Here is a 24421-nt window from a genome sequence, read left to right as displayed (position 1 = left end):
CAACTAAGATTATAACATAAAGTTGTTTTGAATGGAAATTTATTTAAACTACTTGTCTTTCACTCCATTTACCACATCTATCTCCAAAGCATCCAACCACAGATGATCCATCTTTTATATTAACTACTTCACATCTATTAGGACATCCATTACATTCAAAACTTGAAGAGACAAATTTTCTATCTGCTATATCAAATCCTTTAAATTTAGTTTTCCCAACTTTTTTTACTGCCTCAGCTCCTAGCATAGCTGCCCCTATAGAACCCATTACATCATAATTTTTGGGTACATATACTTCAAATCCTAAAGCATTTTCAAAAGCTTTTTTTATCCCATTATTAGCTGCTACTCCCCCTTGGAAAAATACTTTTTGCTCTATATCTTTTCCCTTCGCTACATTGTTTAAATAATTTCTCACAAGCGCCTCACATAGCCCCATAATTATATCGGATTGATTATATCCTAACTGCTGCTTATGTATCATATCTGATTCAGCAAAAACTGCGCATCTCCCAGCAATTCTCACTGGAACTTGTGACTTTAACGCATAATCTCCAAAGTTTTCAATTGGTATTTCTAATCTCTCAGCTTGCCTATCTAAAAAAGATCCAGTACCAGCAGCACAAACTGTGTTCATAGCAAAATCTGTTACAACCCCGTCTTTTAAGGTTATTATCTTAGAATCTTGACCACCTATTTCTATTATAGTTCTAACATTCTTATCTATAAATAGTGATGCATAGGCATGAGCTGTAATCTCATTCTTTATAGCATCTGCACCGATTAAAGCTGCTGCAATATGCCTACCACTTCCTGTAGTACCTACGCTTTGAATTTGCTTATCATCATACTTACCTTTCAACATTTTAAATCCTTCTTGAACAGCATTTATAGGCTTTCCTTTAGTTCTTAAATATATTCTTTCAACTACATTCATAGCACTATCAGTAAGTACTATATCTGTGCTTACTGATCCTACATCAACACCCATATGATACATCTTTTTTTCTTCTCCTTTCTAATAGATCTAGGAAAGCTTCTATTCTTGTTACATATCCACCTTCCCCTGTCATTTCATCTACTACTAAACTCATTATTGGAAAATCTTTATCTTTAGATATAGTTGGAAGTATTGCTTTTGTTATAATCTCTGGCATACAACCCATAGGAAATATTTGAATAGCACCATCACAATTATCTTTATACGCCATTACAGCTTCCCCTATACATTCTCTAGCATGCCCACCTACATAGTAAGGCAAGTACTCCCTAGAAGCTAATCTTAAATCTATAGAGTTAGCTTTTATCGTTTTCATTAGTGCATCTTTCAGCCACCAACTAGGTGTTAATTTTCTTTTACTACATACACCATAGTCCATAAGCTTTTCTTCAATATTTAGATTTGGGAACTCATCTATTACTGTATAAATTTCACCTATTATAGATACTTTAATAGGATTTTTGTTCCTATCTATCTTTACTTTATTGATCTTCCTACTATATTGTTCTAAAATTTCTAACGCTTTTGTAGAATCACTTGTCTGAAATACTTCTTTTTTACAATTGTTAAGTATTTTTTTGCATTCACCTTTGTTTACCTCATACCCTGCTAAGTAATGAGCTCTTTCTTCGATTTTATCTATTAAATTTATGGCTCTAAGTCCTTTTAAACCCGCCTTTATTTTGTCCCTATTGCTCTTCTTACTTTCAGATAACAACAGGTTTACTCTACGCATAAACTCTTCTTTGCCAATAGCTTTAGGATAGTCTAACACTATAAACTGCAAATCATGACCCATTTTTTTTAAAGTATTCATTTGAAGCTCGCAGTATTCTCCAAATCTACACGGGCCACAACTACCTACTATCAAAATAGTATCAGCTCCATTATCTATGCTCTGTAAATAATTTCCCATCATTATTTTAAATGGCAAACACATTTCTTCTGGAGAACAAGCTGTCCCAATTTCAAGAGCAGTTTTATTATTTATTGGCGGAACAACATATTCTACTCCTATATCGTCAAAAAATATTTTAGCAGCTATATATACATTACCCATGTGCGGAAAAGTTATTTTCAATTTTTTTCCTCCTCTCTAACATATCAATAAATGCTTCTATCCTAGTATTAAATCCTGCTTGACCTGTTTGCTCATCCATTTTTATTACAAGTAACGGAAAATCTTTTATTCTATCTTTTATTAATTCTATAACTACAGAATCTATTCCACATGCAAAAGATGACATATAAATAATCCCATCAATTTTATTTTGTGAAACTAAATAAGAAGCAGCTCCATAGGAATTTCTTGCAAAACTCCAAAACGGTCTTTTAAACAACTTGTTTATTTCTTCATCTATATACTCTTCTTTAACAAATTCTTCAGTTATAACCCCTACTTCAAACTTATGAAGCTTTTGAACTATATTCATATTAATATAATCATCATAAACATTGTATGGATGACCCAATAAAGCGATTTTTGTATCCCACTTATCATCATTTATCCCAACCTTAAATGATCTTTGTTTCTCATATGCTTTTAAATAAGCCATTTTTATAGAATATAAATTTTTAGTTATCATAAATCCTAACTTTTTTACCCATTCATATAAAGCTTTTTCATCATTCATATATAATGGCAGTTCCGTAATTAAAGGCATATTATCTATACTATACTTTATCATTTCAGGAAGTCCGCAAAATTTGGGGCAAATAAATTCATTATCTCTTACTCTCATAATTCTTGGAACAATTATAATATCGCATTTGTCCTTTATACTAGCTACATGTCCATGAAATACTTTCATTGGTAAACATGCTTCATCAACACAACACTTAACACCTTCATTTAGTATGTTCTTATTGGTATTATCAGAAACAATAACTTCTGCTCCTATTTCTTTTAAAAATGTCTCTATAAATGGATAATACTTATAATATAAAAGCCCTTTTGGTACCCCTACTTTCATATAATACCTCCTACATTAAATAAAAACTCACATCAATTATTATTGAACAATTAATTGCTTTTTATTCACTTTTAATCCATTAATAGAAATTTAACTTTTAAATCTAATAATATACTAAAATATATTTCAATATACATAATAGGATAATATTGTAACGAAGCATTGTTTAGTAAGCAGTTGCAAGTGACCGGTAACCAGAATAGGAGTATAATGAAAATTTAATTTTTCATTATACTCCTTGTTCTTGTTCTAAACAAAAGACCCGATAAGCTCTTAGAGTGATAGCTAAATGAAATTAGTAATTATCTTAAGATATATTTTAGAGAACCTTATTTCTCTGCCATTATTCATTAAGTCATGATGCTATTCTTATACGTTTTTACCATAAAAAATTTCTGTCATCTCTTTCTTTAGTGCTTTTATAATTTTATTTTTTTCATCTTCAGATAGATTTTCCTCTGTTATCTCAAATAGATAATTACTAAGACGAAAATCTTCTAACATCATCTTGGTATGAAATATATTTGATTGATATATATTCATATCTATTAAGTTATATCTATCTAAAGTTTTCTTTGAAATAAAGTTTTGGATAGAATTGATTTTATGATCTATAAAATATTTTTTTCCATTTACATCTCTTGTAAACCCTCTAACTCTATAGTCTATAGTTATAATATCTGAATCAAAACTATCTATTAAATGATTTAGTGCATTTAAAGGTGAAATAGTACCACAAGTAGATACATCTATATCTACTCTAAATGTAGAGATATTGTTTTGAGGATGACTTTCTGGATAAGTATGTACTGTAACATGGCTTTTATCTAAGTGACCCACTATATTTTCTCTACTTGGAGTTATAATACCTCTATTGCAAGATGGATCTAGTACATATATAGGCACTTCTTCCTCCGAAATTAATAGTGTTACACTTGCCCCTTGAGGATCATAGTCCTGTTTAGCTATATTAAGTATGCTTGCACCAATTATTTGAGTTACCTCTGTTAGAATTTTGGTTAATCTTTCAGAGTTATATTGTTCGTCTATATATTGAATGTATTTCTCACGGTCTTCTTCAGTTTTAGTATAGCATATATCATATATATTAAAACTTAAGGATTTAGTTAAATTATTAAATCCATAGAGTTGTATTTTGTTTTTATTTATCCTTCTCAATGTTATTCCCCATTTCTGAAAAATTTTTATATTCTTTAAATAGTTTCAAGTGTAAAAACACGTTTACTTATTAATCCTAGATTTGAGTATATATAGCTATATTTTAAGAAATCACTAATTTCTATAATTTTCAAAACATAACTTTTTAAATATAACTTTATATAAAACCATCATTATTCATAGTGTATCTATTAGTATTGTGTTAGAATATAAAAAGTATGTACTTTTTATGAGGGAAAATATAAAGAAAGAATTTAAAGTTATTATTATATTATATGTTTTATAACTCGTATATCTTGATTAATGTAATGATAAAAACATCGATTAATATTATAAATTTCTATATTTTATTAAGAAATAAAACAGTTTTAAAATCAGGAGGATAAAATGGATAATAAATTAAAAGCGGTATCGCTTATGCTTTTATCAGCTTTATGTTTTGCTTTTATGGCAGCTATGGTTAAGTTGGCAGGCGATATACCATTATTTGAAAAAGTGTTTTTTAGAAATTTTATAAGTCTTTTTCTTGCATTTGCAATTTTAAAACAAAACAATAGCAGTATGTTTGGTAAAAAAGAAAATCAAAAATATTTAATGGCAAGAGCTTTGCTAGGATTAATGGGAGTTTTCTTATATTTTTATTCTATAAATAACTTATACTTAGCAGATTCATCAATGCTTAATAAGTTATCTCCGTTTTTTATAACTTTTTTTGCAGCTATTTTTCTTAAAGAAAAACTAAATCCAGTAAAAATTATATCTATGGTAGTTGTATTTATAGGAGCACTTTTAGTTATAAAACCTCAATGGAATTTAAGTATAGCTCCTGCTGTTGCTGGATTTTTATCAGCTGCTTTTGCTGGTGGAGCCTATACTTTAGTTAGATTTTTAAAAGATAGGGAAGATCCTTCAACTATAGTCTTTTACTTTTCATTTATTTCAGTTATAGGAACTTTTCCATTGATGATGTTAAAATTCACAATGCCAACAAAAATGCAATTTGTATATTTAATTTTAACTGGTGTTTTTGCAGCTATAGCTCAATTTGCTTTAACACATTCTTATAGATATGCTCCTGCATCAGAGGTGGCTATATATAATTATACAAATATCATCTTTTCAGCAATTATAGGACTTTTTATATGGAATGAAGTTCCAGATTTTTTGAGTTTAATTGGTGGACTTATGATAGTAGTTATGGCCGCTATATCTTATTTTTATGATAAATAATTTAACTTAATTATAAAAACTAAGGCAGAGAAATTCAATTTTCTTATACATGTAATTAATTATCTAATTAAACTTTTCATACCTAAGATTTAATAAATAATTACATACATTTAGTAAAAACTCTTTCTCTGCCATTATTGATTATATTACACCATTATTCTATAATACATTTCTTAGGGCATACATTTATACATTGTCCACATTGAATACAATCCGGATGATCTATTATATCTCCTTTATAATCATATGGGACTATACCCATAGGACATTTTTTCTCACATAACTTACAGGAAACACAAGATTCTTTTACAATCAATGACTTTCTATTCTTTTTAAAATAAGATATAATCGCTGCTATACTTCCCATAGGGCAAAAATTACACCATGTTCTATGGTTAAATACTAGCCCTAATCCTATTCCCACAATTGTAGTAACAACTATCATTCTGTAAAACACCATACCTATTCCATTACTATCTCCCCAATTTTTATAAATACCTGATCCAAACATATAAAACATAAAAATTATAAATACTCCTCTAAATATTTTTGATTTAAAGAATCTAGGCACAGGCTTTTTAGGACTATACTTAACAATTATATTATCATAGAATATACCCCTAGGACATATATTACCACACCAAAATCTACCTCTATTAAATAATGCCAACATTAGAGGGCCTAGCATACATATAACAGCTACTAATGCTATTTTTCTATTAAACAAACCTAACACAATAAATATCATCAATACCACATATCCATATTTTTTCCAATTCTTTAGTGTATTTTTCATTAAAGTACCTCCGTTTATCTTAATGTACCCCTAGGGGGTATATTAAGATTTTATTATATACTTATTTATATGTCAATTAAAAATATTATCCATTAAATGTATACATTACTGTGAGCTTTGTAATAAATTATTCTATATTTTTCAGTATTTCATAAGTAGCATCAATATAAAAAAATATGCCTGAAAGCATATTTTTTATACCTTCAGGCGATTTCTTGAAATTATTTCTTTCCATTTCATATTATAACCATATTCAATTATCTTTCTTTTGCTATCCTTAGGAGATATATCATCATATTCTGTAGAATTCAAGACATCTTGCATACTTACTTTAACTAGTTCTCCTTTTAGTATTGGTTCATAAGTTAAAAATATTTCTTCTTCTATTCTAGATTGGCTTTTACTAGCGCTCTCATCGATTATATGCTCCATATAAATGCCCTTTCTAGATAATGTATACCCCACTAAAATACTTCTATGGCAATTTAACGGATTTCTCTCTGAACACATAAGAACTACTCTTCGTTTTTCTCTTAGCATTTGAATTATCTGATGGATTCCTTTTTTGAATAAATTACATTCAATAACTTTATGAAAATCCACATTGACCTCTTCATCTAATACTCTCCCATCCTTCCTTATCTCACCTAGTTCTTCGCCAAAATAAAAGTATTTTATTTTATTGTCTTTTAACTTATTTTCTAAATCCCTCCTATTAAATTTTTCAGTATATTTATTAGATGTAATAGCCTTACTCCTTATGTCTATAAGATAATCAATTCTATATTCTTCAAGAATAGTAATAAATTCATTTAAATTTCTAGTTGAATGTCCAATAGTATAACATATCATAATAATTCCCCCATCTTTAAAGCTATTTTTCTAAAATCACTATCTCTAGTATAGGCTTAACCAACACTACAATTCCACAGAATTCTATTTATGCTATTCCCGAATCAACATCAATATTTCTTATTTTTCTACACAACTTATCCATAGTTTCCTCTGGATTTCTATAAAACTCACTTCCATTTATCTTTAAAAATCTCCATCCCATTCTTTGAAGACATACTTGTTTATTATATTCTTCTTCCCAATTTTCTATCTTTGACTCCTTATCTCCATTACAATCAATGGCTATTTTATGATTAACCCCTTCTATTACAAAATCTATTTTATATTCTCCAACTATAACTTGTGGCTTTACTTCATAACCATTTTCTTTAATCATTCTATAAACATCCTTTTGAAATTGAGATTCTAATATATTTTTTAAATCCATGTGTTTATTATTATTTATATTTATACAATAGCTCAAAAGCTTTGAACGAACACATTCTGGATTTAGATCTTTTAAATCTACAGAGTGAAATAAAAGCATCTTATTTTTTGCTCTACTTGCTGCTACATTAAATCTTCTTATATCAGACTCTTTGGTCAAAGTGCTAAATTTAACATTGTTTGAAACCACCATAGATAAGAATATTATATCTCTCTCATCCCCTTGAAAAGAATAAGCATTACCACAAATAATTTTTCTTTCACTAATTTCCTTATTCCCTATTTTATTTTTTAAAATACTTTCTATTAATTCTGATTGTGCATCCCCTAAAAGAGAAATAACTCCCATAGTCATACCTTTATACTTTGGATTTCTACAATACTCTGATATCTTGCTTACTATTGCTTCAGCTTCGTTATAATTAATGGGCTTTGTTACATCTCTTTCTCCATGTACTCTTATAGCCTTTACCGGTAAACCAAGTCTTTCAACACTATTAGATTGTCTTAAAGGAATTATTTCATTTGAATAGCAAAGCTCATTGCTAAATCCTATTACTTCTGGTACACATCTAAAATGTTCTTTTAACATAATTCTATCTGGGAATATTCTAAGTGCAGTGCTATATAAACTTGTCTTCATGTCAAACCATTCAGAATGAGGGATATCCTTTAAATATTTATCTATAAGTGTTTGCGTTTTACAAGTATTAGTTCCTATAGCCTCAGGAGTTATTTGATTATCGTCCCCTATAATAATAGCTTTTTTAGCCCTAAATAATGCTGAAATAGCGAAAATATCACATTGACTCCCTTCATCGATTATTACCACGTCAAATTCATTTCCATAAACAGGTAAATTTTCTATAACATTTTCTAAAGGCATTATCCATACAGGAATTACACTTTTACAAACTTCTAATTCCCTAGATGCTAATTTTTTGTACATATCAGAATGAATTCCTTTTCCTTTTCCTACTTTCTTAAAGGCATCTAAGCAAGCATATAAGCTCCTCTTTTCCATTTCACCTATATTATGTAATTCGTTATTCCAAGCTTTTTTAACTACTATTTCTTCTATAAGTTTACTTTCATTATTTTTCTCAACCTCTATCTTATCTTCTATATCATTAATTTCAAATTGATGTGCCTTATCTAACATATAATCAAACTGCTTCCATTTCCAAGCTATACTGAAATTCTTATATTTTACTAACATATTTAATTTATCTTCATCTCTTAGCATCTTATCTATAAGTTTAGGACATTCTCCTATTTGTTCAATTAAAATGTTTATCTCTTTAAGCTTAGGTGCTTTTTCTTTTAATCTATCTAACTTTTCATAAGCACTTTTTAAAAGTTTAACATCACAACTATCTATAGCTTGTACGATTTCTTTAAACCCACCTATTTGGGATATAGTTGATTTTAAATTTATAAGATATGTTTTTATGTTTTCATATTCATTAAGACACTTAATACTTAGCATACCTTGTTTTAAATGTATATATGTTTCTTTCTTATACCAATCCATATCATTTAAAAAAGCAATATTTCTCATAGCAATAGCAACTTTGTTTTTAACTATATTATCCCAATTAATTAATGTATCTAATTTATTTATTGTATCTTCTAATTGAGATAGCACAGTCAAATCAATCTCATCTATTTCTTCTCCTTTATAAACATTTACAGAGCTATTCCAGAGCTTCTTTAAACATTCCTCAACATATTTTTGTTCAACATATTTTATTGCTATTTGAGCTTGTTCTTTACTTTGAATCAACTTTCCATCAACTTTGCATTTTTGAAGAATATCTTCACATTCAGGATGTAATACCCTAAATAATCTATTTACTTTACCTTTTTGCTCATATTGTTTACATATAACTTGTAATTTTTGTGATAAATACATAACATCTATGGCGTTTGGTATTTCTACATAGTGGCAATTAATTTCTTTTATAATGCTGCAAATTTTTTTAATATAAAAATTACACCTTAAAATCATATGATCTAAAACTACTCTTACAGTCTCACTTTGATGAGAAGATTGAAGGATATTCTCTAACCAAGTCCCCTCAATATCATTCAAAAATTTTTCTGTACTTTCTAAAATATGTATTACTCTACCATAATTATAATCCACATTATATGATACGCACCAATCTTTTAATATAGTTATATACTTATTGTAATTAGATTTTAAATATATAAATTTCTCCATATTAGAAACAACTTCTAAAGTTGATGGTATATTATATAAAAAGCTCTCCATTCTTGAAAACTGAATTATTTCTTCTTTTTGTGAATTGCTAAGTAAGTATACTAGCTTTGAAAATTTAGCATCTGTCATAGGACATTTTTGTCTAGGCTTTATTTCATCTTCAATCCAAGAATATTGTTTTTCATTTTCCTTAAGCCACTTAGCTATATTTAATAGCTTATAATACTTGCCACCATACTTTACAGTTCCATTTTCTATCTTTTCGGCCCTTTGTAAGTTATCATACAACTGCTTCTGCCTATCACTACATTTATTTAGTTCATTCTGTAAATATTTAGTTTCCTTGTACAGCTTATTACCATCTAAAGATATATTTTCAGTTATTTTTCTTATAGAATATTCTACTTCTTTCATCTCTTCTGAATTATTGTCAATTATACTCATACATAATGGTTTTATATCTTCAGGAATCTTTTTAAATAACATCTTCAGCGACTTATCACTTTGGCTAGTAACTAAAACTCTTTTATTATGAGCTAAGAAATGACAAATTAAATTAACTATTGTTTGACTTTTACCTGTACCCGGCCCCCCCTCTATTACAACTCCAAAACTTTTTCCTATTTTTTTAACTACTTCTTTTTGGGCTTGACTATAAGGAAGAGGGAATAATATTTCCTCAATACTTTCTTGCCACTCATTAAAATCCTTATTTTCATAATCCGTATTATCTTCAACTAAAGCTCTAATAGAATTAGGTATAACTCCATTCTCATCTACTTCATTAATAATATTATTTAGCTCTTGCTCCCACTTCTTACACTGAATCTCCTCATTTTCTCTTCCTGTACTTTTATTATTTTTTCCAAATTTCATTTTTCTTACATTTAGCAAGTAATAGACTACATTCTTAAATTTTTCTTTATAATCCACAACAGCACCTCCTACCGCTTCTAACCTGGAGATAATTTAATTAATGATATTAATTTACATTTTTTACCTTGTTTGTTATAGATTATACCATATTATTCCATGTATTTATATAAAAAAAATACATGTCTTTTCGACATGTATTTTTCATCTACTTACATGAATCTCTCTCTACCAGTTCATATGGGAGAATAAATAGCTCTTTATCAAGAGGTTCTTTATTTATTTTCTTTATAAGCATTCTTGTGGCTACAGACCCCATATCATATAAAGGTTGCGCAATAGTAGTCAATTTAGGATAAAAAGCAGAAGCTAAATAAGTATCATTAAATCCCATCATATCTACATCTTTAGGAACGTTAATTCCACTTTCTCTTAAAGCATTTGTTGCACCTATAGCTATATCATCACTAACACAAAAAACAGCATCTATGTCTTGTGTTTTTTGAAGGATTGCTTTCATTGCATCATATCCATCATCTGCCTTAAGAGAGTATTTACAGAAATATACTAAATTCTCATCATAATTCAAACCATTTTTATTAATAGAATCTACATATCCTTTATATCTAATAGCACTAGCATTTACAGCGTCTTTGTCAGCTCCTATATATGCTATTCTTCTATTTCCTTTTTTAATTAAGTAATTAACAGCATCTTCTGCTGCTTTTTCATTATCTATAATTACACTTGGAAATTCACTTTCTCTTCCATGAGTTTCAATTAAAACTATTGGCATGTTAGTTGTCTTAATAGTTTTAACTATATTATCTTCTAGTGAATTACTTATGTAAATTGCTCCATCTACCATTTTTTCACTAAGAACTCTCAAGTATTCCATTTCCTTTTCTGGGTCTAAATCTGTATTACAAAGGATTATATTATAATCATAGATATTCGCTACATCCTCAGCCCCTCTAACTATCTCAGGATAAATTTGGTTTGAAATATCTGGTATTATTATACCTATTGTCTTTGTTTTTTGTGTTTTTAAGCTTCTTGCTACTATATTAGGTCTATAATCTAACTTTTTAATCGCTTCCAATACTCTTTTCTTTGTATCTTCATTTACAACATCTACATTATTCAAAACTCTAGATACTGTAGCAATAGACACACTCGCTTCTCTAGCCACATCTTTTATTGATGCTGCCATATCTATCAACTCCCGTTAATTTTTCTTTTACTTATTATATCTATAAAATCATTTAATTGCAATATAATAGATATTATTATGTATAAAACTTATAAATACTATGAACGAAAATGACCTACTCACTATGTCATCTTCAATTCATAGTATTTATATTTAATTTATATATTATATAGTTTCTAATACAATTTATAGTATTTCTAAATCCGCTTCATTATTAATATTAGCATACACAAGTTTTAATAATATAGGTGTTAATATAGTTGTAACTATAACAACAATTATAATCGGTGTAAATAATTTACTTGGCATAAGTCCTAAAGGTACTCCTACATTTGCAACTATAAGTGCTACTTCCCCCCTAGAAATCATTCCTGTACCAATTTGTAACGACTCCTCTCTTGAATAACCACACATTCTAGCTCCTAAGCCACAACCTACAAATTTTGTGAGTACAGCTACAATTAATAATAATATTGTGAAAATCATAAGACTACTATTAATTGCACTAATTGTTGTTTTTATACCAATGCTTGCGAAAAATACTGGTGACAATAACATAATAGATAAAGGTTGCATTTTTTGTTCAACATATTTTAAAGCTGGAGTACATCCCACTACTATTCCAGCAAAATATGCACCAGTTATATCTGCTACTCCAAAATAATTTTCAGATATATAGGCCATTATTAGGCAAAATGAAAAACATATAATTCCTGTAGCACTATTTACGCTATACTTATTTATTAAAAACATTAAAATTTTATGCGTAATATATCCTAAAATTAACGCAGTTATAAAGAAACCTAATATCTTTAAAATAACTATTCCTATTTTTACGGAAGGATTAGATATACCTGTTATAATAGCTAAAATTATAATTCCTAATATATCATCTATTATAGCTGCACCTAGTATGGCTGTCCCTGATGCTGTCCTGAACTTTCCCATTTCTTGAAGTGTCTGAACTGTAATGCTTACAGAAGTAGCTGTCAATATTACACCTACAAAAATATCTTGAAGCAATTGTATTTTCTCTATATGAAAGATATTTTCTCCATCAAAAACTCCAGCTACAACAAAGCCTCCTATTAGTGGTATTAATACTCCTAATACAGCTATAATAAAAGACGCCTTTCCACATTTCTTAAGTTCTTTTAAATCTGTTTCTGTTCCAGCCATGAACATAAGAACAATTACACCTAATTTAGCTATCTCAGTTATAAATTCCGTTTCGTGTTCAATTCCAAGTACAGCTGGCCCTATTACTATACCAGCAATTAATGCACCTACAACCTCTGGCATACCAAATTTTTTAGATATTGTTCCAAATACTTTAGTACTTAATAAAATTATTGCAAGATCCATAAGAAATTTAATCTCTGCGTGCATAACTACTCCCACCTTTATAAGTTTTAACAAATTAATGGTTATATATAACTATTATAAAAGTTACCATATATGTAATATGCCATATTATTAATGCTTTTCGCTTGTATGTTTGCACATTTAATATAGTATTTAAATCTATATTATTTTACTATATTTTTGAACCCTTTTCAATCTTTTTTGAATAAAATATTATCAATTTATTCATTTTACATTATCTTTATATGATTTTTATTATTTATAATATTTTCCATAGCACTATTTCTTATATATGTTATACGTTTTCAACGATTTTTAAAGTATATTTTATAATATTATAAATGAATAACATAATTTTCATTTATTCATTACAGCCTTGATTTTCGTAACAACTTATATTGCTAAAATTAATTATAAAACAACCTAATATCTTTTATAAACATAGAAAAAGCTCTTCTAGGAAAATCATATCCTAAAAGAGCATATTATTATATATTTCTAGTTTTGTTTTTCAACAGCTATTTGTAACTGTTCTCCATTTATTTTGTAATCATTATAATCTTTTTCTAAATCGTAAGCTACTTCAACAGATAATGTTTCATTCATTATGTGACTTTCAAATTTTCTTATAACTTCTTCTAAAACCTCATTTCCAGCAACATAAAGTTTTATTTTATCTGCAACTTCAAAACCACTTTCTTTTCTTAAGTTTTGAACTTTACTTAATATTTCACGAACATATCCTTCTTCTTTAAGTTCTTCTGTTATATTCGTATCTAAAACTACTCCAACTTCTCCTTCTCCTGCAAATGCAAATCCTTCAAGTCCCTGCATTGTTACGAGTAAGTTCTCTGAAGTAAGTTCTATTTGATCTTCACAACCTTCTACATTTATAAATACAGACTTACCATTACTTATTGTTTGAGCTAATTCCATTTGATTTAATTCACCTATGGCTTTTCTTATTCCTGGTATAAATCTTCCGTAAGCTCTTCCAAGTACAGGCAAATTAGGTTTTATCTCGAAATCAACATATTTTGAAAGATCCGCACCAAAATCTACCGTTTTTATATTAAGTTCTTCCTTTATAATATCTCCATAGTACTCTGGAAGAGATTTTGTGCTAATAAGCATTTCTGCAAGTGGCTGTCTGTTCTTTATATTTGAAGCATTTCTAGCACTACGTCCAAGCTTAACTATTTTATATGCTAAGTCCATTTTTTCTTCAAGTTCAGAATCTATAGCATTAGTATTATATTTTGGCCACTCACATAAATGTATACTTTCTTTAGCCTCTTTATCTAATCCCACAACTAAGTTTTGATATATTTCTTCTGCCATAAATGGAACAAATGGTGCAGCAACTTTAGCAACTGTTGCAAGAACATTATAAAGGGTTGTATAAGCCCCTATCTTATCTTCTGTAAGTTCTGTAGTCCAGAATCTTGATCTATTACGTCTTACATACCAATTTGAAAGCTCATCAACAAAATCTTGTAATTCAAGCGCTGCTTGAGTAATCATGTATTTATCTAAATACTCTTCAACATCTTTAATTAATGTATTAAGTTTTGACATTATCCACTTATCCATAACATTGTCTGATACAAAATCTTTATGTTCAAAAGGATTAAATTGATCTAATTCAGCATATAAAACATAGAATGAGTAAACATTCCATAGTGTGCTTAAGAACTTTCTCTGAGTTTCTTTTACATCATCTTCAGAGAATCTTGTTGGAAGCCATGGTGCACTAGCAGTGTAAAAATGCCATCTAGTAGCATCAGCCCCCTCATTTTCAAGTACATCAAATGGATCTACTACATTTCCCTTTGATTTAGACATTTTAAGTCCTTTTTTATCAAGAACGTGACCTAAAACTATACAGTTTTCATAAGAATTTGTATCAAATAAAGCAGTTGATATTGCAAGTAATGTATAGAACCATCCTCTAGTTTGGTCTACTGCTTCTGATATAAATTGTGCTGGGAATGTCTTTTCAAATACTTCTTTATTTTCAAACGGATAATGATGTTGTGCAAAAGGCATTGAACCTGAATCAAACCAACAATCTATAACTTCATTAGTTCTAGTCATTTCTTTTCCACAGTGTGGACAATTTAATTTAACTGCATCTATATATGGTTTATGAAGTTCTATATTTTCTGGAACGTTTATTCCTTTTTGTTTAAGTTCTTCAATACTTCCTATACATTCTCTATGACCACAGTCACATTCCCAAATTGGAAGTGGAGTTCCCCAGTATCTATCTCTTGAAATACCCCAATCAATAACATTCTCTACAAATTTACCAAATCTACCGGTTCTTATGTTATCAGGATACCAATTTATCTTATTGTTGTTCTCTACAAGTTTATCTCTAAGAGATGTCATTCTTACAAACCAACTATCTTTTGGATAATAAAGAAGTGGTGTACTACATCTCCAACAATGTGGATATGAGTGAGTAAATTTTTCTGATTTGTAAAGAATTCCTTTTTCTTGCATATAATCAAGTATTTTAGGATCTGCTTTTTTAACAAACATGCCCTTCCATGGCTCAACTTCATCTACAAATTTACCTTCTGTATCAACAAGATTGATAAACGCCATACCATTTTTCTTACATACAAGACTATCGTCTTCTCCATAGGCTGGTGCCATATGTACAATTCCCGTACCATCTGTAAGGGTTACAAAATCACCATGTATCACTTCAAAAGCTTTTCCTTCTGGAGTATAGAATGGCATTAATTGCTCATATTTTGTTCCTACTAATTCTTTTCCTTTAAATTCTTTTACTACTTCATATTCTCCACTTATTACTTTTTGAACAAGTTCTTTGGCAAGAATTAAGTGTTCTTCATTATTTATTATCTCTACATAATCGTAATTTTCATTTACAGCAAGAGCTACGTTACTTGGAAGAGTCCATGGAGTTGTTGTCCAAGCAAGTATATATTTATTTTCTTCACCTTTTATTTTAAACTTAACAAAAGCTGTAGCTTCTTTTACATCTTTGTATCCTTGAGCAACTTCATGAGAAGATAAAGCTGTTCCACATCTTGGGCAATATGGTGTTACTCTATGTCCTTTATATAAAAGTTCTTTAGTCCACATTTGTTTTAATGCCCACCATACAGATTCAATATAGTTATTGTCATAAGTTATATACGGATCATCCATATCAACCCAGAAGCCTAATTGTTCCGACATTTTTTTCCAAAGACTTGTATATTTAAATACACTTTCTTTACATTCCTTAACAAATTTTTCTACTCCATATTCTTCTATTTGTGGCTTACCTGAAATTCCAAGCTTTTTTTCTATTTCAAGCTCTACTGGAAGTCCATGTGTATCCCAACCAGCTTTTCTTAAAACCTTATATCCTTTCATAACTTTGTATCTTGGAATTAAATCCTTCATAACTCTAGTAAGCACATGACCTACATGTGGTTTACCATTAGCTGTCGGAGGTCCATCATAGAAAGTGAAATATTCTCCATCTTCATTTAAATTAAAGCTCTTTTCAATAACATTTTTTTCATTCCAAAGGCCAGCAATATTTTTTTCCATTTCTACAAAATTTGTAGAAGCTTCTACCTTTTTATACATTATTGTTATCCCCTTTCAGTAGACTATTTTTCAGTTCCTAGGCTATATTTTACAGTTTTTCATTTTTACTATTTCCAAAGTTAACATATTAAATATTAATTATTACCAAAATATTTTACTGCAATCTAACACCCTTAACTGATTCTCATCCTTTATTTTTTTATTATTGACATAAATTCTTATCTTTTATCATTTATTGTATTTAATATTTACTTTAAATAACATTTGTTATTTATATAAAAAAAGCTACGCCCATAAGGACGCAGCTGCATAAACCACCTATGATAAGCTTCAAGTACCAACATACTCTATTTCTTAACGCGAAATAACGGATAGACTTACTTAGTAAACACCTTTCAGTCTTCAGCTCCCAGGTGATTTTCATAAAACCTTAGCTATGGGCTCTCACCATCCCCACTCTCTTTAAGCATACAGCTAAATTACTTCTCCTGTTCGTTGCTTTTTAGTAATTGACATAATAGAACAATAATTAACTTTTTAATTATTATATTATAACATAATTTTATTGTCAATTTATGTTTATGAATTTATAATTAAATCTAGATTTTTAATAAACATACAGCAAAAAAGACTGGTTTATATGCCAATCTTTCTTGCTTATATAGTATGTTATATAATCTCCTAGCTTAAACTAGGTATGGTATACAATCGCAAATAAATATGTGATATAGTCTCCTAACCTACATTAGGTATGTAACTGTCTCAATGATTAAATTTTAACATTAATATGTCATTTAATCAATATATTTTTACACGTTTTTTATATTCTTAGTAATATTATATTCAAATAATATTACTAAATTACAATTCTAATGAAATTTTAAGCTTTGAATCCAAAATTTTCATGAATTCTTTATTGACAGTTGCAATATGTCTCCCTAACCTAGCTTTAGAAACTACTTTTATCTGTTCTGCGAGTATAGTACCAGTTACATGATTCTTTTCTCCATTCTCTAGCTTATAGTCATCTTCTCTGAGTTCTATATGTACTGCTATCTTTTTTGGCCTATTAGATATTGGAGCAACTATTGTAGTGGGTGCTTTTTTATTACCTGTATTATTTTGAATTATTATAACAGGTCTTACCTTATTCTCTTCTGAACCAACATTTTGCCCTAACTCACAAGTCCAGATTTCCCCTCTTCTAGGAACTATTCTAGAACTTTTTTGGGGATTATCATTTATTTTTATCTGCTCATTTACCCATAAAGCATAATTATATATACGTCTAATATGGTAGGCTCTTTTCTTCATATCCTTTAAAGAATCCCCTTCTTGTACCTTATTATCTATAGTGCTCGCATACTCATCTACCATAATTTCAATATCTTTTACTCGCTTCTTAATAAACGACTGTAATTCTACATTATTCATACGATTTATGTCGTTTTTCATATAATCCCCCCCTATACATTAACGCATTTTCATATACCTATATAACTTATACCCCTACACTAATTCTTAATCCTCATCTTATTTCCCTTTAAATTTATTTAATTATTCACCATTTTTTTCAAATTCAGAATACCCTGTTAGTCATTAACTATATTTAAATATATTCTTTTATAACTTCATATGAATAATCTATAATTTCAATACAAGATATCCCCTTCTTCTTAAGTTCTTTACAGTTAGTTGTTCCATAGTCCTCATTTATCTTATTCATTATTTTCCTAGCAACTTCTCTAGATTCATTTACCTCTTCTGATGATTCCCTTCCCTTAATAGCTCCTAATGCTATCATGGCCCCTGTTATTGCACCGCAGGTACTTCCTACTGCCATACCTCCTCCAAATGCCGAAGCTACAGATATTGGTATATTAAGTCCTTTTTCCTCATTTACCGCTTTTATTATAGATTCTGCACAATTATAACCCTGTTTAAAAAATTCAGCTGCCTTAGACATTCCTAGTTCCTCCCATAATTTAACCTTGTCATTTGTATATTTTAATTAATTGATTTACTATTATAAAAATGTATAATATAACTGATACATATACTGGCCAATTTATATATTTTATATCATTTTCATAAACATTATTTGATTGTATTCCTATTTTTCCATGAATTTTAATCAATTTTTGTATTAAAATTACTATAACACCTAAACAAATTACTGCTAATACTAAATAAAATAGAACAGCATTTATTTTTTGAGACATTGTAAAACTTGATAGCCCTGCCCCTTGTACGGCTTTAACATCTTGATTAGAAAGCTTTGAAAGATATTTACTTACTTCTAACAAAAATACTTGTGTACCATTTATAATAAAATGACATATCATAGATGAAAATATAGAATTTGTAATTCTCACTAAATAAGCAAATATTACTCCCAGTGCAAAGGCATATAAAAATTGATTACCATCCATATGAATCATTCCAAAAAATAGACCTGTCATTATAGCTGATTTTTTAATACTTAAATCATTGTATCCTGATAAAGTAACTCCTCTCATAGTTATCTCTTCACAAATAGCAGGTGTTAGAGCTACAACACCTAATCTTATAATAAAAGGTATATTATCTAACCTATTTACTACTTGACCTATTCTATTTGGAAAAACAAATTGAGATATTAGGGATAAAAAGCTCGCTATAGGCATAGATAAAAAACCTATTCCGATTACTATAAATATCGTCCTAAGCCCTATTTTATTTAGTCTAAGAGTATCTTTTACTGGTTCTTTTGTTATAATAAAATATACTATTGTAGGTACTACTAATAAAAGTATTTGAGGAAGTACAAGATACATAGGAAGCGATAAACTCATTTTCCCAAATATAGGGACTAATATATCTCCTCCAAATGAATATAAAATTAATAATATCATAGCAAATAAATTTGCATAAAATGTCTTGTTTTTATTCACCAAATTTCTCCCTTCCTTATTTATTGTTAATTAAATTTTTAAAATATATACTAATATTAACATAATAAAGGAAGAGGCATAATATTACAATATTATTTTGCAATTATAATACCTCTTCCTTTTTATTTTTAAATTTTCTCTTAATTCATAGCAAAATAAATATAAAACCTCTACTTACGCTTAGTATCTTATTTATTATTTAGCTATATTTTTAAAGAGTATAAAAACAACACCCCTATAAAAAATAATCTATTATTTAAGTGTTTTCATAATTCCTCTTGCTATAGCTTCTGCACATTTTTGTTGATATTCCGGAGTCTTTAATAATTTTTCCTTATCTGGATTACTTAAAAATTCTAATTCGACCAAAGCAGAAGGAGCATCTGTCCATTTTACAACATAAACTGCTCTTTCTTTAAGCCCTCTATCTTTTCCTCCCATTGTAGCAACCATTTCGTTTTGTATATTAGTAGCCAGAGGGATTCCATCTGTTCTGTTATCACCATAAAGAGTTTCAATTCCTGAGGTTGATGGGCTTCCATCTACACTATTTGCATGAACTGATACAAAGTAATTTGCCTTAGCTTTATCTGATATATCACATCGCATCTTAAGTTCTTCACTCTTATTTGCTGGCCATGGAACATTATCACTAGTTCGTGTATAAACAACATCTATTCCATTATTCACCAAGATTTGTCCTAGCTTTAATGATACTTGCAATACTACATCTTTTTCTTTAGTTCCCCCCGGACCTATAGCCCCTGAATCATATCCACCATGCCCAGGATCTATACATATTTTATACTTAGCTGTAGGTTTAGGAGATACAGTTAGAGTCAATGTAATTAATTTAGAATACCCATTAACTCTTCCTTTAATAACATAAGTTCCTACTTTGCTTGTATCTACACTATTTACTTCCCATATAACATCAGCCTGAAGTGAATTATTTTTGTCATCTATTGCTGTAACTTTTGTTGGTAAACTATATGAATTTCCTTCAATCACATTAGCACTAATATCTTTTACAGACGTAATTGTATTACCACTAGAAGCATTTATGCTGTCTGCTATACCTTGTGCTATTTTATCTTGATATAGCGAATCATTTAATAGCTTTTCTTCATTAGTATTAGATATAAATCCTCCATATACTAAAATACCAACGCCATTAAATTCCTGCAAAAACTTAATATGACTTTCTCCTACTTCTTTTGCACCCCTATCCTTTGCATTTGTTTTAGAAATGATATTTTTTTGAACCTGTTGTGCTAAGGTACTCCCTTTACTATCAGTTCCTAAATAATATGTTTCCATTCCCTCTGCTGTTAGAGATGAGTAATAATTAGATCTTATACTTACAAGAACTTCCGATTGTGAATCATTCGCTATCTTATCTCTATTTAATACATCTTCACTTTGACTCCAAGGAACAGAATCACTTTGTCTTGTATATGTAACTTTTATTCCTTTATTTTCTAATAATTTTCCAAGTTTTGATGCTATACCCAAATTAACATCTTTATCTTTAACTCCAGTAGGTCCTGTTAAAACTTGAAGGTTAGACGCACTAGCAGCATCTATGCAAACCTTAGTAATTCTTGATAAATCTACGCCAGAAGATGTGCTCACTACTATCTTTAAATTAACTAGTTTATCATACCCTGATACTGTACCTTTATAATAATATGTTCCTGGTTTTGATGTATCTATATATGTATTATCCCATTTAACACTAACATTTTGTTCAGTATTGTCATTCATAATAGCTTTGACAACTGATGGCAATGAATATTTTTCACTCTTATATAAAATTTGAGTAATATCTTCAATGGTTTTAATAGTAGCATTACTAGTCTTAGTTGTAAACTTCATCTGTATAGTTTCTTTCATGCCTTTACCACTTTTAGATTTTACCGTATCTTTTACTACTAATGTATAAATTTTTCCATACTCATAATTATTTACAGGGGAAATCAATAAGGTCTTGTTATCCTGATACTCAATCTTTATATTTACTTTAGAGCCTTTATCATCTAGAATCAATATATTATCGCTTCCATCTATTGTTGACTTGTCCAATTCATTATTAAATTTAACAGTCCAAATCTTATTCACATCCACATTTACTTTATCTGTAATGTTTAAACTTGTAGCTGCAAAAACATTTGGAGGTATGTCTACTCCTATAAAGAGTATAAAAATTATAGTATATGCTAGAAATTTTCTCCACGTTCTCAATATATCCCCTCCACATAATATTTTATTTAAGTTAATTTTATTTCATTTATGAAAATAATTCAATTTAATTAGGAACATTTTATTAAATTATATAAAATAATCTTCTTAATTAGTTTTTTGTTTCAATTTAATTGCATATATTGAATTTTTTAATAGCCCTTAACTAAAATAAATTATGATTTAACTTAACCTTATTAATTAATTCGGGTTCATTATAAATTACTTAACTGTATATATTTACAAACAATAATAACTGCATATATTAAAGGAAGAGATATAAAAATTACAATATGACTTTTGTAATTCTTATTCCTCTTCCTATTATTTTAATCCTATACTCTAGATACTAAATTATTTAAGTGTTTTCATAATACCCCTTACTATAGCTTCTGCACATTTTTGTTGATATTCAGAAGTTTTTAGTAACTTTTCTTTTTGTGGATTACTGATAAATTCCAACTCAACTAAAACAGGAGGTGCATCTGGCCATTTAACTACATAAACATCATTTCTCTTCTTTATTCCTCTATCTCTTCCGCCTGTTGCAGCAACCATTTCCTTTTGTATATTTTTAGCTAAAGGTATTCCATCTGTCCTATTACTACCATAAAGAGTTTCAATGCCTGATGTTGATGGACTTCCATCTACACTATTTAGATGAATTGATACAAAATAATTCACCTTAGCTTTATTTGATATATCACATCTCATCTCAAGTTCCTTACCCTTAATTGGAGGCCATGGAACATTGTCGCTAGTTCTTGTATAAACAACATCTATTCCATTCTTCTGTAAAAGTTGTCCTACTTTTAAGGAAACTTGTAATGCTATATCTTTTTCTTTTGTTCCACTGTATCCAATAGTTCCTGAATCATAACCACCATGTCCAGAATCTATACATATTTTGTATTTAGCTACTTTCTTAGGAGATACGACTATAGTTAATGTAACTAATTTAGAATAATTATTTACTCTTCCTTTAATAACATAAGTTCCTGCATTATTTGTGTCTATACTACTTACTTCCCATACAATATCAGCTTGGACTGAATTACTTTTTTCATCTATAGCCATAACTTTTGTTGGCAAAGTATATGACTCTCCTTGATTTACATTAGCATTAATATCTTTTATAGACACAATTTTATTATTAGTAGAATTGTTAATACTATCAGCTATACCTTGTGCTATTTTGTCTTGATATTGTGAACTATTTAATAGCTTTTCTTCATTAGGGTTAGATATAAATCCTCCATATATTAAAATACCAACTCCATTAAAGTCTTGCAAAAGCTCAATATGGTTTTCACCTATCTTCTGTGCTGTCCTATCTTTTGCATTTGTTTTAGAAATCACGTTTTTTTGCACCTGCTGTGCTAAATCTTTACTTTTAGTATCTTTGCCTAGATAATAAGTTTCTATTCCTTCTGCTGTTGAAGATGAATAATAATTAGATCTTATACTTATAAGAACTTCCGAATCTGAATCATTTGCTATCTTACATCTCTTTTCTACATCTTCACTTTGATTCCAAGAAACAGAATCTTTTTGTCTTGTATAAGCAACTTTTATGCCTTTGCTTTCTAGTAACTTTCCAAGTTTTAATGCAATCTTTAAATTAACATCATTGTCGTTAACTCCAGTAGGTCCTGTTAATAGTTTAAGATTAGATGCACTAGCTGGATCTATACAAACTTTGGTAATTCTTGACAAATCTGCACCAGATGAAGAACTTACTACTACCTTTAAATTAACTTTTTTATCATATCCTGATACTGTACCCTTATAATTATATGTTCCCGGTTTTAAAGTGTTTATATATGTATTATCCCATTTAATACTAACATTTTGTTCTGTACCATTACTCATAACGGCTTTAACAACTGAAGGTAGTGTATATTTTTCACCCTTATATAAAATTTGGCTCATATCTTCAATAGTTTTTATTTGAGTAGCATTGCTCTTAGTTGTAAAGTCCATTTGTACAGCTTTTTTCATGCCTTTTCCTTTTTTTGATTTCACTGTATCTTTTACTATTATTGTATATTTCTTGCCATAATCATAATTTTTAATAGGAGAAATCAATAGGGTTTTACTATCTTTATATTGAATTTTTGTATTTACTTTAGCTCCTTTATCATCTAAAACCAACACATTATCTTTTCCCTCTATCGTTGACTTGTCCAATTCATTATTAAATTTAATAGTCCAAATCTTATTCACATCTACGCTCGCCTTACCCATAATATTAGAACTTGTAGCCGCAAAAACATTTGGAGGTATATTTATTCCTATAAGAAATAGAAAAGCCATAATACTTATTAGAAATTTTGTACACTGTTTCAATATATCGCCTCCACAATAATATATTACTAATCTAATCTTATCTTATTCAGTAAAATAATTCAATTTTTTTGTCATAATTTTATAAAATAGTTTTTGATTATCAAATGTATTATTTTCCATATTTTCAAATCCTATAGTCGATATATTAATTAAATCATCTATTATCTATATTGACTTTTTACATA

General features: G+C 28.7%; 16 protein-coding genes. 1 reads left to right on the top strand and 15 read right to left on the bottom strand.

Annotated elements, in window-relative coordinates:
* Nucleotides 1–43: 43 nt before the first annotated feature.
* From OW729_RS11495 to speD, 4 genes are all read right to left on the bottom strand, one after another.
* A complete protein-coding gene (locus tag OW729_RS11495; RefSeq protein WP_268061653.1) occupies nt 44–1000 on the bottom strand; it encodes an acyl-CoA dehydratase activase in 957 nt (318 codons plus the stop codon).
* Nucleotides 981–2081 (bottom strand): acyl-CoA dehydratase activase-related protein, encoded by a 1101-nt coding sequence (locus OW729_RS11490; protein ID WP_268061652.1) that lies wholly within the window; start codon nt 2079–2081, stop codon nt 981–983. Before OW729_RS11490 ends, OW729_RS11495 begins: the two co-directional genes overlap by 20 nt.
* Nucleotides 2053–2973 carry an acyl-CoA dehydratase activase-related protein gene (locus OW729_RS11485; protein ID WP_268061651.1) on the bottom strand — a complete coding sequence of 307 codons (921 nt, stop codon included), beginning with the start codon at nt 2971–2973 and terminating at the stop codon, nt 2053–2055. Before OW729_RS11485 ends, OW729_RS11490 begins: the two co-directional genes overlap by 29 nt.
* A gap of 369 nt (nt 2974–3342) precedes the next feature.
* Nucleotides 3343–4152 (bottom strand): adenosylmethionine decarboxylase, encoded by an 810-nt coding sequence (gene speD, locus OW729_RS11480; protein ID WP_268061650.1) that lies wholly within the window; start codon nt 4150–4152, stop codon nt 3343–3345.
* A gap of 387 nt (nt 4153–4539) precedes the next feature.
* On the opposite strand from speD, the gene OW729_RS11475 reads away from it, so the two are divergent.
* Nucleotides 4540–5382, top strand: a complete 843-nt coding sequence (locus OW729_RS11475) for a DMT family transporter (RefSeq protein WP_268061649.1) — start codon at nt 4540–4542, stop codon at nt 5380–5382.
* Nucleotides 5383–5536: 154 nt separating this feature from the next.
* Here OW729_RS11475 and OW729_RS11470 read toward each other — a convergent pair whose 3' ends face one another.
* The 11 genes from OW729_RS11470 to OW729_RS11420 all read right to left on the bottom strand — a co-directional run bounded on the left by OW729_RS11470 (nt 5537) and on the right by OW729_RS11420 (nt 24236).
* Nucleotides 5537–6178, bottom strand: coding sequence for a 4Fe-4S binding protein (locus OW729_RS11470; RefSeq protein WP_268061648.1), 642 nt, complete (start codon nt 6176–6178; stop codon nt 5537–5539).
* Between the two features lie 195 nt (nt 6179–6373).
* Entirely contained in the window at nt 6374–7030 is a 657-nt protein-coding gene (locus OW729_RS11465) for a DUF488 domain-containing protein (protein WP_268061647.1), read from the bottom strand.
* A gap of 88 nt (nt 7031–7118) precedes the next feature.
* Nucleotides 7119–10619: an AAA domain-containing protein gene (locus OW729_RS11460; protein WP_268061646.1), complete on the bottom strand. Its 3501-nt coding sequence runs from the start codon at nt 10617–10619 to the stop codon at nt 7119–7121.
* Nucleotides 10620–10767: 148 nt separating this feature from the next.
* A complete protein-coding gene (locus OW729_RS11455; RefSeq protein ID WP_268061645.1) occupies nt 10768–11772 on the bottom strand; it encodes a LacI family DNA-binding transcriptional regulator in 1005 nt (334 codons plus the stop codon).
* A 186-nt stretch (nt 11773–11958) separates the two neighbouring features.
* The gene (locus OW729_RS11450) at nt 11959–13161 is read right to left on the bottom strand and encodes a cation:proton antiporter (protein WP_268061644.1); all 1203 of its coding nucleotides are present in this window, start codon (nt 13159–13161) and stop codon (nt 11959–11961) included.
* 474 nt (nt 13162–13635) lie between these two features.
* Entirely contained in the window at nt 13636–16752 is a 3117-nt protein-coding gene (ileS, locus tag OW729_RS11445) for an isoleucine--tRNA ligase (protein ID WP_268061643.1), read from the bottom strand.
* Between the two features lie 822 nt (nt 16753–17574).
* Nucleotides 17575–18168 (bottom strand): type II toxin-antitoxin system PemK/MazF family toxin, encoded by a 594-nt coding sequence (locus tag OW729_RS11440; protein WP_268061642.1) that lies wholly within the window; start codon nt 18166–18168, stop codon nt 17575–17577.
* Between the two features lie 154 nt (nt 18169–18322).
* Nucleotides 18323–18679: a C-GCAxxG-C-C family (seleno)protein gene (locus OW729_RS11435; protein ID WP_268061641.1), complete on the bottom strand. Its 357-nt coding sequence runs from the start codon at nt 18677–18679 to the stop codon at nt 18323–18325.
* A gap of 28 nt (nt 18680–18707) precedes the next feature.
* A complete protein-coding gene (locus OW729_RS11430; RefSeq protein ID WP_268061640.1) occupies nt 18708–19646 on the bottom strand; it encodes a CPBP family intramembrane glutamic endopeptidase in 939 nt (312 codons plus the stop codon).
* 252 nt (nt 19647–19898) lie between these two features.
* Nucleotides 19899–21890, bottom strand: coding sequence for an N-acetylmuramoyl-L-alanine amidase (locus OW729_RS11425; protein ID WP_268061639.1), 1992 nt, complete (start codon nt 21888–21890; stop codon nt 19899–19901).
* 351 nt (nt 21891–22241) lie between these two features.
* Nucleotides 22242–24236, bottom strand: a complete 1995-nt coding sequence (locus OW729_RS11420) for an N-acetylmuramoyl-L-alanine amidase (RefSeq protein ID WP_268061638.1) — start codon at nt 24234–24236, stop codon at nt 22242–22244.
* Between the last annotated feature and the right edge of the window lie 185 nt (nt 24237–24421).

Source organism: Clostridium brassicae (assembly GCF_026738875.1).
In the GTDB taxonomy this organism is placed as follows: Bacteria; Bacillota; Clostridia; order Clostridiales; family Clostridiaceae; genus Clostridium_H; species Clostridium_H brassicae.
Note: the sequence above shows the minus strand (reverse complement) of the source record. Positions and strands in the feature narration are given on the sequence as shown.